Source organism: Szabonella alba, assembly GCF_016765775.1.
In the GTDB taxonomy this organism is placed as follows: Bacteria; Pseudomonadota; Alphaproteobacteria; order Rhodobacterales; family Rhodobacteraceae; genus Szabonella; species Szabonella alba.
In genome coordinates, this window is sequence record NZ_JAESVN010000001.1 from 925,177 (window position 1) to 940,733 (window position 15,557).

Below are 15,557 nucleotides of genomic sequence, written 5' to 3' on the forward strand. Positions count from 1 at the left end.
AAAGGGGGAAAGGCATATGGGCCTTCTGGACGGAAAATTCGCGGTCATCACCGGCGCGGCCTCGCCGCGGGGCCTGGGCAAGGCCACGGCACGGCTGTTTGCCGAGCATGGTGCGACCATCGCCATTCTGGATCTGGATGCTGGTCAGGCGGCTGCCGCCGCCGCCGATCTGGGCGCGGGCCATGTCGGGCTGGCCTGTGACGTAACCGACCGCGCCAGTTGTCAGGCGGCGGCGGATACGCTTCTGGCCCGATGGGGACGAATCGACATTCTGGTGAACAATGCGGGCATCACCCAGCCGCTGAAGATCATGGACATCGCGCCCGAGAATTATGAGGCGGTCACCGATGTGTCGCTGCGCGGCACGCTCTATATGTCGCAGGCGGTGATCCCGGCGATGCGCGGGCAGAACGCGGGCAGCATTGTCAATCTGTCCTCGGTCTCGGCGCAGCGCGGCGGCGGCATTTTCGGCGGGCCGCATTATTCGGCGGCCAAGGCGGGCGTTCTGGGGCTGACCAAGGCCATGGCGCGTGAACTGGCCCCCGATCAGGTGCGCGTCAATGCGATCTGCCCGGGCTTCATCGCGACCGATATCACCGCAGGCAAGCTGACGCCCGAGATGCGCGCGCAGGTTCTGGCGGGCATTCCGATGGGGCGTGAGGGCACGGCCGCAGATGTTGCGGGTTGCGCGCTGTTTCTGGCCTCCGAGCTTTCGGCCTATTGCACCGGCACCGAGGTCGATGTGAATGGCGGATCATTGATCCACTGACAGGGCGGAATGATCCTCCGGGCCTTGATCACGCAGGCGGCAGCCCAACCCTGTCAGCAGCGCCTCCGAGGCCGCGTCATGGGCGCGGCCTTCCGCCGTCAGCCATTCGGAGAACAGCCGCACGATGCGGCGGTTCATGTGCTGGGGGGGCGAGACGAACCAATAGGCCTCGGAGACCAGCACATCGAAATCACGCGACAAGGGCACCAGCGCCCCGCTTTGCAGATCGGGCAGGCAAAGGGCCGTGCTTTCCAGCGCGATGCCGAAACCCTGCCGCGCCATCTCGATGGACATGGACGACCGGTCAAACCGCAAGGGCAGGCTGAGGCGGGGCAGGGTGATGCGCTGACGCGCCAGCCACATATCCCACCGCGTCAGCGCCTTCACGCTGTCGACCAGCCTTGCATTGGCCAGTTGCGCCACCGGATCGCCGGGGGCCGTGGCCTCCAGTTCGGCCAGATAGGCGGGGCTGACCACCGGCAACACATGGTCATGCAGGATCGGAAAGACATTCAGCCCCTTCCAGCCACCATTGCCATAGCGCAGGTCAAAATCCACCGCCTCGGCCTCGAAGGCCGAGAAATCGGGCGTCGCGTCAACCCGGATGTTCCAGTCGCCGTGACGGGCCAGAAAGCCGGGCAGGCGCGGACCCAGCCAGCGCACCCCGAAACTGGGGCTGACGCGCAGGATGACATTGCGCGCCTCGCGCTGGCGGGCGATGGCGTCGCGGGCATTGCGCAGCGCGGCAAAGGCCTCGGTCGCGGTCTGGAACAGCCGGTCACCATCCAGCGTCAGGATCAGCCGCTGCTTTTCACGACGAAACAGCTTCACCCCCAGTTGCGCCTCGATCTGGCGGATCTGCTGACTGACAGCCGAGGGAGAGACCATCAGTTCCTCTGCCGCGCGGGTGACGCTGCCAAGGCGGGCCACGGCCTCGAAATGTTCGGTCGCTTTCAGGTTGATGTCGCGCATGGGCGTCCTTTCCGGCGGTCAGCAGATCGGGTGTGTGGAAGGCCGGGTTTCCGGCCTTTCGCCTGAAATCGTGCCGCGAATTGAACACTGCCCCGCCGCGAAGGGGAGGGCAAGCGTGGGAGAAAGACATGGCTGATATCCAACGCATGGCCGAGGCGATCCGCTTTCTGGCGCTTGACGCGATCCTGAACGCGGGCGAGGGGCATCAGGGCGTGCCGCTGGGCATGGCCGAGATTGCGGCCACGCTCTATGCCCGGCATCTGCGGGCCGATCCGGCCGATCCGCTCTGGCCTGATCGTGACCGGGTGGTGCTGTCGAACGGCCATGGCTCCATGCTGCTTTACACGCTGCTGCATCTGTCGGGCTATGCGCATATGCCGCTGCAGGCGCTGCGCGATTTCCGGCGGCTGGGATCGGTCTGCGCGGGCCATCCCGAGATCGAACAGGCGGCGGGGATCGAGATTACCACCGGGCTTCTGGGACAAGGCATCGCCTGCGCCGTCGGCATGGCGGTGGCCGAGGCGCGCCTGGCGGACCGTTTTCCGGGGCTGGTCGATCACCGGACATGGGCCTTTGTCGGCGATGGCTGCCTGCAGGAAGGCGTGGGGCAGGAGGCGATCAGCCTTGCCGGGCATCTGCGTCTGGGAAAGCTGACCTTTCTGTGGGATGACAATGCCATCACCGATGACGGCGCCACCGATCTGTCGGTGTCCGAGGATATTCCGGCGCGCTTTGTCGCGGCGGGCTGGCATGTGCAGGCGGTGGACGGGCATGACATCGCGCAGATTGATGCGGCGATGACGGCGGCCAAGGCCGATCCGCGCCCGTCTTTGATTGCCTGCCGCACGGTGATCGCGCGGGGCATTCCCCGTCTGCAGGGCCAGCGCGGCGGCCATTCCGCGCCGCTGACAGCGCAGGACGCGGCCGAGGCCCGCGCGGCACGCGGCTGGACGCATCCGCCCTTTGAGGTGCCGCAAGAGGTGCTGGCGGACTGGCGCGCATTGCAGAACCGGGGAGGCGCAGAGCGGGCCGAATGGGCCGCGCGCCATGCCACCCATCCCGAGCGGGCAGAATTTGACCGCTGGCAGGCGGGCCTCCTGCCCGAGGGCTGGGAGGCGCCGCTTTCCGACCTGCCGCAAGGCACACCGCAGCCAACAATCGCCGCCTCGGCCGATGCCTGCGCGGCACTGGACCGGACCCTGCCGGAACTGATGGTGCTTTGTGCGGATCTGGAGGCCCCGACCGATCACAAGCGGCATCGCAGGGCCTTCAGCGCCGAAAACCGGGGCGGCAGTTATGTCCATTGCGGGGTGCGCGAACATCTGATGGGGGCGATGTGCTGCGGTATTGCCGCCCATGGCGGGCTGCGGTCCGTGAATGTGACCTATCTGGCCTTTGCGGATTATGAACGACCGGCGATGCGGATGGCGGCGCTGATGGGGCTGCCGGTGCTGTTCGTTTTCAGCCATGATTCCATCGGGATCGGCAGCAACGGCCCCACGCATCAGCCGGTCGAGGCCCTGGCGGCCTATCGGTCGATGCCGAATATGCAGGTGATGCGCCCCGCCGATGCTGTGGAAACGCATGAGGCCTGGGCGCTGGCCATGCCCCATCGCAGCGGGCCAGTCATGCTGGCCCTGTCGCGTCAGGCAGCACTGCCCGTGCGCGCGCCGGCGCAGTCACCGCTTTCGGCGCCGGGGGGATATGTCCTGCAGGATCCGGGCGCGCGCGATGTCACGCTGATCGCCACCGGAACCGAGGTGGGGCTGGCGATGGAGGCGAGCCGCCAGCTTGCCGGTCAGGGGCTGCGCGCTGCGGTTGTTTCCCTGCCCTGCTGGGAGCGGTTCGAGACCCTGACCGAAACGGAGCGCGCCGCGATCCTTGGTTCGGCGCCGCGCATCGCCATCGAGGCGGCGCTGCGTTTCGGCTGGGATCGTTGGCTGCGCCCCGGCGATGCCTTTATCGGGATGGAGGGGTTCGGCGCCTCGGCCCGGGCCGAGGTGCTGTACCGGCATTTCGGCATCACCGCTGAACGGATCACCGAAACCGCAACCGCGCTGATGGCAGCGCAGGGCGGCGGGCGGCGCGTCTAGCCGCGCAGCCGCCTGCCACCAACCCAGACCGCGCGGATCGCGCGGTCATCGCCCATCATGATCGTCGGGAACAGCGCCTGCCAGATATCTTCGGCGCGGCGGGTCGCCTGTTCGATGGCGGGGGTCGAGGCCAGATTGACCACGACCAGATCGGCCTCCATCCCCGGGGCGATATTGCCGATCCGGTCCTCGGCCCGCAGCGCCCGGGCCGAGCCTTGGGTTGCCAGCCACCACAATTGCGCCGGATGCAGCGCCTGCCCGCGCAGCTGCGCGACCTCATAGGCCGCCGCCATCGTGCGCAGCATGGAAAAATTCGACCCACCCCCGGTATCGGTGGCAAGTCCCACCCGCAGATGGCGGGCCAGCCCCATGTCGAACAGGCCCGAACCGATGAAGGTGTTCGAGGTCGGGCAATGCACCAGACTGGCCCCCGCCTCGATCAGACGGTCCTTTTCGCGCGCCGTTAGATGGATCGCATGGCCATAGACCGCGCCCTCACGCAGCAATCCCTGCGCCTCATAGGTGTCAAGATAGTCGCGCGACTGCGGGAAAAGATCCTTCACCCAGGCGATTTCATCGGTCTGTTCGCTCAGATGGGTCTGCATCAGGCAATCGGGGCGTTCGCGCCAGAGCTGCCCCAGTGCCGCCAGTTGTTCGGGCGTCGAGGTCGGAGAGAAACGAGGCGTGATGACATAGGACAGGCGGTCGACCCCATGCCAGCGGTCCAGCAGGGCCTTGCTGTCATCATAGGCCGATTGCACGGTGTCGCGCAGCCCTTCGGGGGCATTGCGGTCCATGCAGGTCTTGCCTGCAAAGACCCGCATCCCCCGAGCCTGCGCCGCGCCGAAGATCGCATCGACCGATTCCGGGTGGATCGTGGCATAGGAGCACAGGCTGGTCGTGCCATTCGACAGCACCAGATCCAGATAGCGCGCGGCAATCTCATCGGCATAGGCGCGGTCGGCAAAGCGCATTTCTTCGGGGAAGGTGTAAAGGTTCAGCCAGTCGATCAGCCGCTTGCCCCATGAGGCGATGATCGCGGTCTGCGGATAATGCACATGGGCATCGACAAAGCCCGCCGAGATCAGCGCGTGCCCGTAATCGGTGACCCGGGCCAGCGGATGGCGGGCGCGCAGGACATCGGCCGGGCCTGTCTCGATGATGCGCCCGCCCTCGACCAGTACGGCCCCGTGGCTGTCATGGCGCGCGGCCTCGGGGCCGGCCTCGAACGGGTCCGCCGCAAAGCCCAGTATCTGCCCCAGAAGAAGATCCGCCATGTCCGATTGATCCCGTAATTTCACGATTCCATTACACAGTAAGAGCATTCCCGCCGGGGGTAAATTTGCGCATCCCGCCTGTTTCCCAGAAACAGCTTCCGATAAGGTCAACATAATCAGTCAGGGGGCGTGCATGGTGCAGAACGGCGAAGACGACCGGAACGAGGCCGATGAGGACGTGCTGGACGCCCGCCGGATCGGCGCCATTATCGAGGCTGCGGCAGCGGGCGATGTCGCCTTTCTGACCGAATTGCTGGAACCGCTGCATGCGGCCGATATTGCCGACCTTCTGGAACAGGTCTCGCGATCTGAGCGCCGCGACATCCTGCGGCTCTGGTCGGGTGAGATCGACGGCGACATCCTGTCCGAGATTGACGAGGGCATCCGCGAAGAGGTCATCGAAAGCCTGAGCCCTGATGTTCTGGCCGAGGCGGTGCGCGAACTCGATACCGATGATGTGGTCGATATCCTTGAGGATCTGGAAGAGCCGCAAAAGGCCCTGATCCTTGGCGCGCTGGACAGCGCCGACCGCGTGGCGGTCGAACGGGCCATGTCCTATCCCGATTATTCCGCCGGTCGCCTGATGCAGCGCGAGGTGGTGGTGGCGCCGATGCACTGGACCGTGGGGCAGGCCATCGACTTCATGCGCGGGGCCACGCATCTGCCGGACCAGTTCTATCATGTGATCCTTGTCGATCCGCGCATGAAACCGCAGGCCTATGTGACGCTGGGGCGGCTTTTGTCCTCACGCCGCGAGGTGCGGCTGTCGGATATCCGTGAGGAAAGTTTCCGCACCGTCGAGGCGACGGAGCCAGAATCGGATGTCGCCTATCTGTTCAACCAGTATCACCTGATCTCGTGTCCCGTCGTGGATGAGGATGGGCGTCTGGTCGGTGTCATCACCATTGATGATGCAATGAATGTGCTGGATGAAGAACATGAGGAGGACATGCTGCGCCTTGCCGGGGTCGATGACGAGGCAAGTCTTTCGGACGGGGTCTGGGACACGCTGCGGGGCCGTCTGCCCTGGCTGCTGATCAATCTTGTCACCGCCTCGCTGGCCGCTTTCGTGATTTCGCTGTTCGAGGAGACGATTTCGACGATTGTCGTGCTGGCCGCGCTGATGCCGATCGTGGCCTCGATGGGCGGCAATGCCGGCACGCAATCGCTGACAGTCTCGGTGCGCGCGCTGGCGACGCGTGACCTGACCTCGGCCAATGCCGCGCGTTTTGTGCGGCGTGAGGCAGCGGTCGGCGCGATCAACGGGCTGGTCTTTGCCGTGATCCTGGGGGCGATTGCGACATTCGCCTTCGGCTGGCCGCTGCTGGCCGTGGTGATCGGGCTAGCCATGGTCATCAACCTGCTGGTGGCGGCCCTTGCCGGGGTTCTGGTGCCGCTGACGCTGAACCGGCTGAAACTGGATCCGGCGCTGGCCTCGGGCACCTTTGTCACCACGATGACCGATGTGGTGGGGTTCTTCGCCTTTCTGGGGCTGGCGACGCTGGTGCTGCTGTGACCGGTCCTGCCGCTGTCAAGGCTGCTGCCCGCGCGGCGGCTGCGGCTGCGCGCAAGGCGGCCCATGCCGCAGGACAGGGGCGGGCGGCGGAATTGCTGGCCGATCTGCTGGCGCGCGAATTGGGGGGCCGCCAACCGGGGACTGCGGCATCGGGGCGCGTGCTGGCCGGTTACATGCCGATGCGGACCGAGATCGACCCGCTGCCCGCCATGGCCGCCCATCCCGGCCCGGTCTGCGTTCCGGTGATCGATGGCCGGGGCCGTCCGCTGCGCTTTCGTCAATGGACGCCGGGTGCCGCGATGGTCGAGGGGGCTTTTGGCGCGCAGATCCCGGCCGAAGGCGCCTGGCTGGAGCCGGATGTGCTGATCGTGCCCTTGCTGGCCTTCGATGCGCGGGGGTTCCGGCTGGGCTATGGCGGCGGGTTCTACGACCGCACGCTCGAGGCGCTGCGCGCGCGCCATCCGGTTCTGGCCATCGGCTTTGCCTTTGCCGCGCAGGAATTGCCGCAGGTGCCGCTGGAACCGACCGATCAGCCGCTTGACCGGATCGTGACGGAAAAGGGACTTTTCCCGCTGTGACAGCGCCTCGCTTTGACAGGGCGGAACCGGGGGGCTGTCTGCCCCCCGGACCCCCCGAGGATATTTAAGAACAGATGAAAGGAGCCAAGGGTCTGGTTTTCATCTGTTCTTAAATATCCCGGGGGAGCGCCGCAGGCGCGGGGGCAGCGCCCCCTGCACCGGTCCGGTCAAGGCCGGGTCATTTGGCGATCTTCTCCTCCTTGACGAACATGTTGCCCCAGGCCCGGTCGATCAGATCCGGCGTCATCTGATAGGGAATATTTTCAAACTCGCAGACCGCGATCATCTGATCGATCAGGAATTTCGGCATGTAATTGGCATAGTTATCCTGAATGGTGGGGAATTTCACCTTCATCAGATGGCGCAAGGCGACCTCATCCAGCGGCATTTTCTTGGCACGCGCCACCATGGCAAAGATCTTCAGGAAGTTTTCCTGATCCGGCCCGTCGATCTTGATCTTGAAGAAGATCCGCCGCAGCGCCGCGCCGTCGAAAATCTCATTCGGGTGGAAGTTGGTGGAGAAGATCACCAGCGTGTCGAACGGCACTGTGAATTTCTCACCCGATTGCAGGGCAAGGATATCCTTGGCCTCTTCCAGCGGCACGATCCAGCGGTTGACCAGTTTCTGCGGCGGCTCGGCCTGACGGCCAAGGTCGTCCACGATGAAGATGCCGCCGGTCGATTTAAGTTGCAGCGGGGCCTGATAGGTGCGCGCGGTAGGGTTGTATTTCAGATCCAGCATGTCGAGTGACAATTCACCCCCGGTGATGACGGTCGGGCGTTCACAAAAGACATAGCGGTTGTCGAACCGGTTTGAGGTGCGGCGCAGCGAATTGGGATCATCCACCGCCTCTTCGGCGGCGGAATGGACGATCGGGTCATAGACGGTGATGACCTGTCCGGCATATTCCAGCGCGCGCGGGACATAGATCTTGTCCCCCATCGCATCGCGGATGCCGTTGGAGATTGAGGATTTTCCGTTGCCGGGCGGGCCATACATCAGGATCGAGCGGCCCGAGGTGATGGCCGGGCCCAGATTGCCCAGAAGATCGGGTGGCAGGATCAGATGGCCCATGGCGCCCATCAACTGGTCGCGGGTCAGGCGGATGTCGCGGACCGACTGGCGCTTGACCTGAACCTTGTAATCGTCCAGCGGCACCGGCATCGCGCCGTAATATTCTGACTGGCTGAGCGCATCCAGCGCGCGGGCCTTGCCGGCATCGGTCAGCTGGAACCCCATTTCATTGCCCGAAGTGGCATGCAGCGTGCCCGTGGCCTCAATCAGGCGTTGCTGGCGGGCAAGGTCGATCAGTTCCTGCACCAGCAGCACCGGCAGGCTGACGGCACGCGACAGCGCCGAGGCGAGATCGAGATTGGTGCGGAACATGGTTTTCAGCAGGATGTCGCGCATCATGACCAGCGACAAGCCGACCTCGGCCAGCGTTCTGGGGGCCGGTGGGGCCAGCACATTGGGCGTGGGGGTCTGAATATTCATCGGTATCCATCCGTCATGGCATAGGTCGAACAGGGCATCGCAAATGCCCCGGGAAACAGATCACAGGCCGCCGCGAGGCAGGCGCCGTGAACAATCCATAGGGACAAACTGGTCTAGAATTGCGGCAGGATCGTGAAAAGAAGGTAGAAATTCAGGATCCCGGCCAGGGCCAGACCCATCGGGAAATCCGAGCGCAGGGGAAAGCCCGGCCTGTCCCAGCTGTCCCAGGCAAAGCGGCGGCGCAGGGCGGGGATCAGGCCGAAAATCCGATGGGTCGCGAACGCGCCCAGCACGGTTGCACAGGTCAGGACCGCCAGCACCCGCAGGTCGATCTGCGCCATGATCAGCGCCATGGCGGCGCTGAATTTCGCATCGCCCCCGCCCATCGCCCCGGCGGCATTCAGCACGAAGCCGCTAAGCAGCACACAAAGCCCCACGACCCAGCCCCAAAGCCAGATCTGGAACGGCAGGGCCAGCGGGCCGATAATGAGATAGACCAGCAGCAAGGCCAGCACTGCCCGGTTCGGGATCTTCATCGTCTTCATGTCCGACCATGCGACCCAAAGGCCGATGACCAGCGTGAAGGGAAGAAACCACAGGGCGGCGGATGCGGTCATCGGGTCAGTTCGTCACATTGTTGTCGAGGGCTGCCAGCGCGCGCACGGCCTCGTCGAAATGCTGCGGATGGGTGTCAACGGCCTCTTGCAAAAGCCCCTTGCCGATGCGCACATCGCCGTTCTTCACGGCGGCCAGCCCCATCGTATGCAGCAGCTGCGCGCGTTCGACCTGGGTGATCTGGATCACCGGCAGATCATATTTGCGCTGCGCACCACGGGACAGGACCAGATTGTTCTTGGCGGTGAACATGCCCGGATCATAGGTCAGGGCATCCAGAAACAGCCGTTCCGCGCTTGTGAAATCGCCGCGTGTCAGCTTGGAAAAGCCCCAGTTGTTATAAACCCCGGCGGGCTTTGTCGTCAGCCCGGTCGCGATCTCATAAAAACTGTCGGCTTTTTTCCAGTTCCGGTTGCTGTCGGCGACCATCGCCTCAAGCCGGTAGCGCAGGAAGGTTTCATGCGTGGGCGGAACCTTGTTCAGTTCGGCCTCGGCCAGTTTCCATTCATTCGAACGGATCAGCGCCTCGGCATATTCCACGCGGTCCTCAGGGCCCGCCTCGGGCATGGTCACGACCGCTGCCCAGACCTTGGCAGCCTCGGCCGGGCGGTTGGCCCGGACCAGTGATTTCGCAAGACCCCGGCGCAGGTCGATGCGGTCGGGGTTTTCGGTCGAGGATTTCAGGAAATAGGCGGCGGCCTCATTCGGGTCGGCCACTGTCAGCATGATATCGCTGAGATTGCTTTCGTCGATCACATTGACCGATTTGATCGCCCGGTTCACATCGGCATCGGAATGCTTCTGGCAGGCGGTCAGGGCCACTGTGCCAAGGCACAGCGCAAGAAGGGCGGGGTGGCGCATTTTGCGTCCTTTTCACTGCTCGGCCCGGCCTGGCGTCCCGTTACAGTTGTGACAGCAGCACATATTGGCCCCTGTCGCGCCGCACGAGCGAGAAGGCGGGTTCCACTCTGGTTGTATCATACAGATTGCCTTCGCTGCGGGCGATGGCAAGTTTCAGATTCTCGCGGATAGAGTCCGATGCGCCACTATCGGCGGCGAAGGCCTGCTGAAAGATCAGCCGCGCCTCACCGATCTGATTTCGCTCCATCAGCACGACGCCCAGATTGTTGAGCGCGGGCACGGATCGGGGGTCCTGGTCCACCGCCTGACGCAGAAGCCGTTCGGCCTGACCAAGCCGGCCAAGTTTCAGATTGACCGAACCCAGCGCGGACAGGACATCGGTCGTCATGCCCTGTTCGGCAGCACCGCGCAGATAGGCGCGCAAGGCAAGGTCATGTTCCCCCGCCTCCATCAGCCGATGTCCGACCAGCAGCCCGTCCACTCCTTCGGCCCTGGCATCAATGCCGGGGGCCGAGACGCGCGCGGCATCGTCACGCGAAAGGCCGCCCGGATTGCAGGCGGCCATAAGCATCAATGCTGCGGCGATTGCCGGTGGTCTGGCCTTCATACGCGCCTATCCGAACCTTTTGCCCCGGACCGGAAGCGTCAGCCTCCGCCCAGGTTTTTCGCAATTCCATGCACGGAAGGCCCGATCAGGATGATCATCAGGGGCGGCACCGTGAACAGCATTGTGCCCAGTGTCAGCTTGGTCGGCAAGGTATTTGCCTTTTCTTCGGCCCGCATCACGCGCTTGTCACGCATTTCGGCGGAATAGACGCGCAGGGCCTCGGAAATCGAGGTGCCGAATGTCGCCGATTGCACCAGTGTCGTCACGAAAGAGGACACATCCGGGATGCCGACACGTTCAGCCATGTCCTTCAGAACGGTGACCCGTTCCTTGCCGGCCTTCACCTCATTCGCGACCATGTCGAATTCATCGGCAAGCGCGGGATAGCCGACACGGCTTTCACGGGCGACGCGCAGGATTGACTGGTCCAGCGATTGGCCGGCCTCGACGCAGACCAGCATCATGTCCAGCGCGTCGGGAAAACCCGAGATGATTTCTTCCTCACGCTGCTTGATGCGGCGGTTGACCCAGTATTGCGGCAGGTAATAGCCGACTGCGCCGGGGCCGATGGTGGACAGGATCATGGTCTGGGTGCTGACCTCACCCTGATTTTGCGAGAACAGAGTATAGATCACACCGATCAGCAGCAGACCAATCCCCAATGCGAATTGGGCGAAGTGGAACAGCCGCACCGCATTCTTGGCGCGGTATCCTGCGCGCATCATCCGCAGGCGCGAGGCGGACATTTCCTCGGCGGTCTGCGGCTCAAGGAAGGTCGAGAATTTCTCAAGCTTGTCGGCGCCCTTGGCATTGCCGCCCGAACGCAGGTTCTGCGCCTGTGCGGGACGATAGGATTCGCGCTGCTGCCGCAGGTTCTGGAACGGATCGGGCTTGCGGTTGAGCATGACGGGAAGCGCCAGCAGGACCAGCAGCAGCCCCAGCGCCCCCACCGCGATCAGCGGGCCAAGCGGTCCCAGCATGTCGACCAGTTGGTCATTGATCCTGTCGATGATGTCCATGCTTTGCCCTCAGACCTTGATATTGACCATCATCTTCATGAAGATGACATTGACGACCAGAAACACCCCGACGACCAGAGCCGCCGGAATGAAGGCTGCGGTTTCCTTCACCTCGTCGTAATAGCCGGGCTGGATCACGTTGATCATGATCAGCGCTCCGAAGGGGAAGGCCGACAGGAACATGCCCGACCATTTCGCCTCGGCGGTGATGGCGCGGACGCGGCGGAACAGTTTGAACCGCGCGCGGATCACCTTGGCCAGACCGTCAAGGATTTCGGCCAGATTGCCGCCCGATGTCTGCTGGATCGTCACTGCCACGGCCAGAAAGCGCAGGTCCTGACTGTCCATGCGTTCGGCGAATTCCTTCAGACTTTCGGAAATGTCGCGCCCATAGGCGGCCTCATCCGCGATGATGCCGAATTCGGTGCCCAGCGGATCGGCGACTTCTTTCGACACGATGCCCACAGCCGAGGAAAAGGGATGACCCACGCGCAGTGAGCGCACCATCAGTTCCACCGCATCGGGAAGCTGTTCCTCCATCAGGTCCATGCGCTGCTTGGCCTTGCGGGACACCCAGACATAGACCCCGCCGACCCCCATGGCGACCGCGATCAGCAGCCGCACCGGCGCATCAGCCGCGGTGCCGATGGTCAATCCGAGAAAAGAGAAGACCGACAGCCCGATCATGATGAGGATCAGTTGCTGCGGCGTGAAGGCGATATTGGCCTTTTGCGCCTTGGAGGCGAGGATCGAGTAAAGCGGGATGCCGCGGGATTTGAGATGCTGGCCCATCTCCTTGCGGAGCTGTTCCAGAACCTGTTCGCGATTTCCCGACTTTTCAAGAAGCTGCAACCGGCGGCTGACACGGTTGTTCAGGCTGATCGACTTGCCGAAGACCGTCAGATACAGACCTTCGACCAGCACGATGACGGCGACGAAGATCAGGATATAGATAAGCGGGGCGGCGGAAAGCTGCATGTTGGATCCTCAGCCGATCGGCTCATAGATGGAGGCGGGAAGGTTGTAACCCCAGCTGCGGAAGCGTTCCGAGTAATGGGAGCGCACGCCCGTTGCGTTGAAACGGCCGATGATCTTGCCATCCGGGGCAAGGCCCAGCCGTTCATAGCGGAAGATTTCCTGCATCGAGATGACCTCACCCTCCATGCCGGTGATCTCGGTGATCGAGGTCATGCGGCGCGATCCGTCCTGCAGACGCGACGCCTGAACGATCAGGTTGACGGCGGACGCGATCTGATTGCGCACCGCTTTCAGCGGCATCTCGATCCCGGCCATGGCCACCATGTTTTCAAGCCGCGAAATGCCGTCGCGGGCCGAGTTGGCGTGGATCGTGGTCATCGACCCGTCATGCCCGGTATTCATCGCCTGCAGCATGTCGATCACCTCTTCGCCCCGGGTTTCCCCGACGATGATCCGGTCCGGCCGCATCCGCAGTGCGTTGCGCAGACAATCGCGCTGTGTCACCGCGCCCTTGCCCTCGACATTGGGCGGGCGGCTTTCCATCCGGCCGACATGGATCTGCTGAAGTTGCAGTTCCGCCGTATCTTCGATGGTCAGCACCCGTTCGGTATTGTCGATGAAAGAGGACAGCGCGTTCAGCGTCGTGGTTTTCCCCGAGCCCGTACCCCCCGACACGATGATGTTCAGACGGCAGGACACCGCCGCCTGCAGATAGGCGGCCATTTCCTCGGTAAAGGCGCCGAACTGGACCAGATCGGCGATCCTCAGCTTTTCCTTCTTGAACTTCCGGATCGAGACAAGACTGCCATCCACCGCAATGGGTGGTACCATGCAGTTGAAGCGTGACCCATCGGCAAGGCGGGCGTCGCAATAGGGGTTGGATTCGTCGACCCGGCGTCCCACGGCGGACACGATCTTGTCGATGATCCGCAACAGGTGGCGTTCGTCCTTGAAGGTGACATCGGTCAGCGTCAGCTTGCCACCGCGTTCGACGAAAATGCGCTTGGGACCATTGACCAGAATATCGTTGACCGATTCATCCTTGAGCAGCGTTTCCAGCGGGCCAAGGCCCATCACCTCATCATAGAGTTCCTGATTGAGCGTGGTGCGGTCATCCTTGTTCAGGGCGACCGACATTTCATCCAGCGCCTCGGCCGAAATCGCGGCGATCTCGGACTTCAGATTGGCCTCGGTCGCATTTTCCAGCGCGGCAAGGTTCAGGTTTTCCAGCAGGCGCTTGTGCAGCTCGACCTTGAGCTCCATCAACCGGTCCTTGCGCTTCTTCTCCTTATCCGCCGCCACGACCTCGGCGGGCGCACGCAGGGGCTGGACGGGGGCTGCGCGCATGATCGCGCCCGCGCGCGGTTCGGGCTTGGCCTCGGCGGCGCGGGGTTGCGGATTGCCGGACCCCACAGCCTCCATCGGCGCGGGTTTCGCGGGGGCGGGATCGGAATTCTTCTTGTAACGTGAAAACATCTCAGCCCCTCGTCATCGGCTTCAGGCCTTCTTGGCCGCGCTCGACCGGTTCAGATCGAAGATGGATTTGGCCAGTTTGGCGATCTCTTTGCGGGTTGCATTCTTCGCGGCGCTTTCGGCCAGCGGCAGGCCGTGGTCATTGGCCTGCGTGACCTGCGCGCCGCCATCGGGAAGCTGCACCTCGATGTCGATATCCAGACTTTCGGCCATGCGCTTGACGCGGCTTTTGGCGGAAAGATCGGTGAATTTTGGCCCGCGGTTGAGGACATAGCGCAGCTTGTCGGCGGGCAGATCCTCGGCCTTCAGCGCGCGCACCAGCCGCAGCACATTCTGGGCTGAACGCAGATCAAGTTCAAGCAACGCAAAATAGACATGGGCACGGTTCAGCACCGTCTCGGTCCAGCTGACAATGGTTGAGGGCATGTCGATCACGACGAAATCGAAATTGGCCTGCGCCATGTCGATCAGCCGGTCAATATCCTCGCCCGCCACGATGTCCAGCGGCAGCATATCGGGCGGCGCGGTAAAGACATGCAGCTTGTCATTGAAGGTGATCATCGACTTGAGGAACGCCTCGCTGTCGGCGCTGCCGGTGTCCTGCAGCAGATCAAAGACTGCATCCTTGCGGGGCAGGTCTAGATAGGTCGAGACCGCGCCGAACTGGAAATCGAAATCCAGCAGGCAGACGCGCGGCGCATCGGTCTTGGAGATTGTCGCCAGTTCCCATGCCAGGTTGACCGCGAAGGTCGAGGCCCCGACCCCGCCCGCCATGCCATGCACCGGCAGCACGACCGCATCCCGGTCGCCCTTGGCGTGAAAGGCGGGGCGGTGGGGTGCAGGTTCGTCGAAATGCTCTTCTGCTGGGGGCGGGGCAGGGCGGCGGACGCGTTCAATCGCCTCATGCAGGGCGCCGTTGGGCAGCGGATAGGGCACGAAATCATCCGCGCCAAGACGCAGCAGCTGATGCAGCGCGACGGGTGACACCTCATGTGCGATCAGGATGACCCTGACCTCTCGGCTTTTGGCCTTGCGGATGATCTCGGCGATCTGCCCAAGGCTGCCGCTGTCGTCGCTGTCCACCGCGATGGCCAGAAATTCCAGCGTCTCCGCCTCGGATTGCAGCAGGAAGGCCAGCGCATCGTCAAAGGACAGATCCCCCCAGCTTTCGCCCAGTTCCGCCTCCATGTCGTCGATCAGAAGATCGAAGTTCTGGACATCGCGTGAAACGGTGCAGGCCCGGATCGGGGCCGGCTGTGGCTGGAGGTTCGCAATACTCGACATCTTCTTTGCCCTCAAATCGG

Annotated in this window: 14 protein-coding genes; 4 read left to right on the forward strand and 10 right to left on the reverse strand. The window is 63.5% G+C overall.

Annotated elements, in window-relative coordinates; translation table 11 throughout:
- The first annotated feature begins 16 nt into the window (after nucleotides 1–16).
- Complete coding sequence (locus tag JL811_RS04310) at nucleotides 17–769, forward strand: SDR family NAD(P)-dependent oxidoreductase (RefSeq protein WP_202687094.1); 753 nt, start codon at nucleotides 17–19, stop codon at nucleotides 767–769.
- On the opposite strand, the gene JL811_RS04315 is transcribed toward JL811_RS04310, so the two are convergent.
- A complete protein-coding gene (locus JL811_RS04315; protein ID WP_202687095.1) occupies nucleotides 755–1,741 on the reverse strand; it encodes a LysR substrate-binding domain-containing protein in 987 nt (328 codons plus the stop codon). The two genes, JL811_RS04310 and JL811_RS04315, sit on opposite strands and share 15 nt — an antisense overlap.
- A gap of 128 nt (nucleotides 1,742–1,869) precedes the next feature.
- Here JL811_RS04315 and JL811_RS04320 point away from each other — a divergent pair, with 128 nt between their 5' ends.
- Complete coding sequence (locus tag JL811_RS04320; protein WP_202687096.1) at nucleotides 1,870–3,834, forward strand: transketolase family protein; 1,965 nt, start codon at nucleotides 1,870–1,872, stop codon at nucleotides 3,832–3,834.
- Here JL811_RS04320 and guaD read toward each other — a convergent pair.
- Nucleotides 3,831–5,111 (reverse strand): guanine deaminase, encoded by a 1,281-nt coding sequence (gene guaD, locus JL811_RS04325; RefSeq protein ID WP_202687097.1) that lies wholly within the window; start codon nucleotides 5,109–5,111, stop codon nucleotides 3,831–3,833. The genes JL811_RS04320 and guaD overlap by 4 nt on opposite strands.
- A gap of 133 nt (nucleotides 5,112–5,244) precedes the next feature.
- Here guaD and mgtE point away from each other — a divergent pair, with 133 nt between their 5' ends.
- Together mgtE and JL811_RS04335 are read left to right on the forward strand one after the other, a co-directional pair.
- A complete protein-coding gene (gene mgtE / locus JL811_RS04330; RefSeq protein ID WP_202687098.1) occupies nucleotides 5,245–6,627 on the forward strand; it encodes a magnesium transporter in 1,383 nt (460 codons plus the stop codon).
- Entirely contained in the window at nucleotides 6,624–7,205 is a 582-nt protein-coding gene (locus JL811_RS04335; protein ID WP_202687099.1) for a 5-formyltetrahydrofolate cyclo-ligase, read from the forward strand. Before mgtE ends, JL811_RS04335 begins: the two co-directional genes overlap by 4 nt.
- 178 nt (nucleotides 7,206–7,383) lie before the next feature.
- Here JL811_RS04335 and JL811_RS04340 read toward each other — a convergent pair whose 3' ends face one another.
- The 8 genes from JL811_RS04340 to JL811_RS04375 form a co-directional block, all read right to left on the reverse strand.
- Nucleotides 7,384–8,700, reverse strand: a complete 1,317-nt coding sequence (locus JL811_RS04340; RefSeq protein ID WP_202687100.1) for an ATPase — start codon at nucleotides 8,698–8,700, stop codon at nucleotides 7,384–7,386.
- Between the two features lie 113 nt (nucleotides 8,701–8,813).
- On the reverse strand, nucleotides 8,814–9,317 hold the full coding sequence (locus JL811_RS04345; protein WP_202687101.1) for a prepilin peptidase: 504 nt from the start codon (nucleotides 9,315–9,317) through the stop codon (nucleotides 8,814–8,816).
- 4 nt (nucleotides 9,318–9,321) lie between these two features.
- Nucleotides 9,322–10,176 (reverse strand): tetratricopeptide repeat protein, encoded by an 855-nt coding sequence (locus JL811_RS04350; RefSeq protein WP_202687102.1) that lies wholly within the window; start codon nucleotides 10,174–10,176, stop codon nucleotides 9,322–9,324.
- 40 nt (nucleotides 10,177–10,216) lie between these two features.
- Complete coding sequence (locus tag JL811_RS04355; RefSeq protein ID WP_237684758.1) at nucleotides 10,217–10,783, reverse strand: tetratricopeptide repeat protein; 567 nt, start codon at nucleotides 10,781–10,783, stop codon at nucleotides 10,217–10,219.
- Nucleotides 10,784–10,821: 38 nt separating this feature from the next.
- Nucleotides 10,822–11,802: a type II secretion system F family protein gene (locus JL811_RS04360; RefSeq protein ID WP_202687103.1), complete on the reverse strand. Its 981-nt coding sequence runs from the start codon at nucleotides 11,800–11,802 to the stop codon at nucleotides 10,822–10,824.
- Nucleotides 11,803–11,811: 9 nt separating this feature from the next.
- On the reverse strand, nucleotides 11,812–12,780 hold the full coding sequence (locus tag JL811_RS04365; RefSeq protein WP_202687104.1) for a type II secretion system F family protein: 969 nt from the start codon (nucleotides 12,778–12,780) through the stop codon (nucleotides 11,812–11,814).
- A 9-nt stretch (nucleotides 12,781–12,789) separates the two neighbouring features.
- On the reverse strand, nucleotides 12,790–14,256 hold the full coding sequence (locus JL811_RS04370) for a TadA family conjugal transfer-associated ATPase (RefSeq protein WP_202687105.1): 1,467 nt from the start codon (nucleotides 14,254–14,256) through the stop codon (nucleotides 12,790–12,792).
- A gap of 21 nt (nucleotides 14,257–14,277) precedes the next feature.
- On the reverse strand, nucleotides 14,278–15,537 hold the full coding sequence (locus JL811_RS04375; RefSeq protein ID WP_202687106.1) for a CpaE/TadZ family protein: 1,260 nt from the start codon (nucleotides 15,535–15,537) through the stop codon (nucleotides 14,278–14,280).
- Nucleotides 15,538–15,557 lie beyond the last annotated feature (20 nt).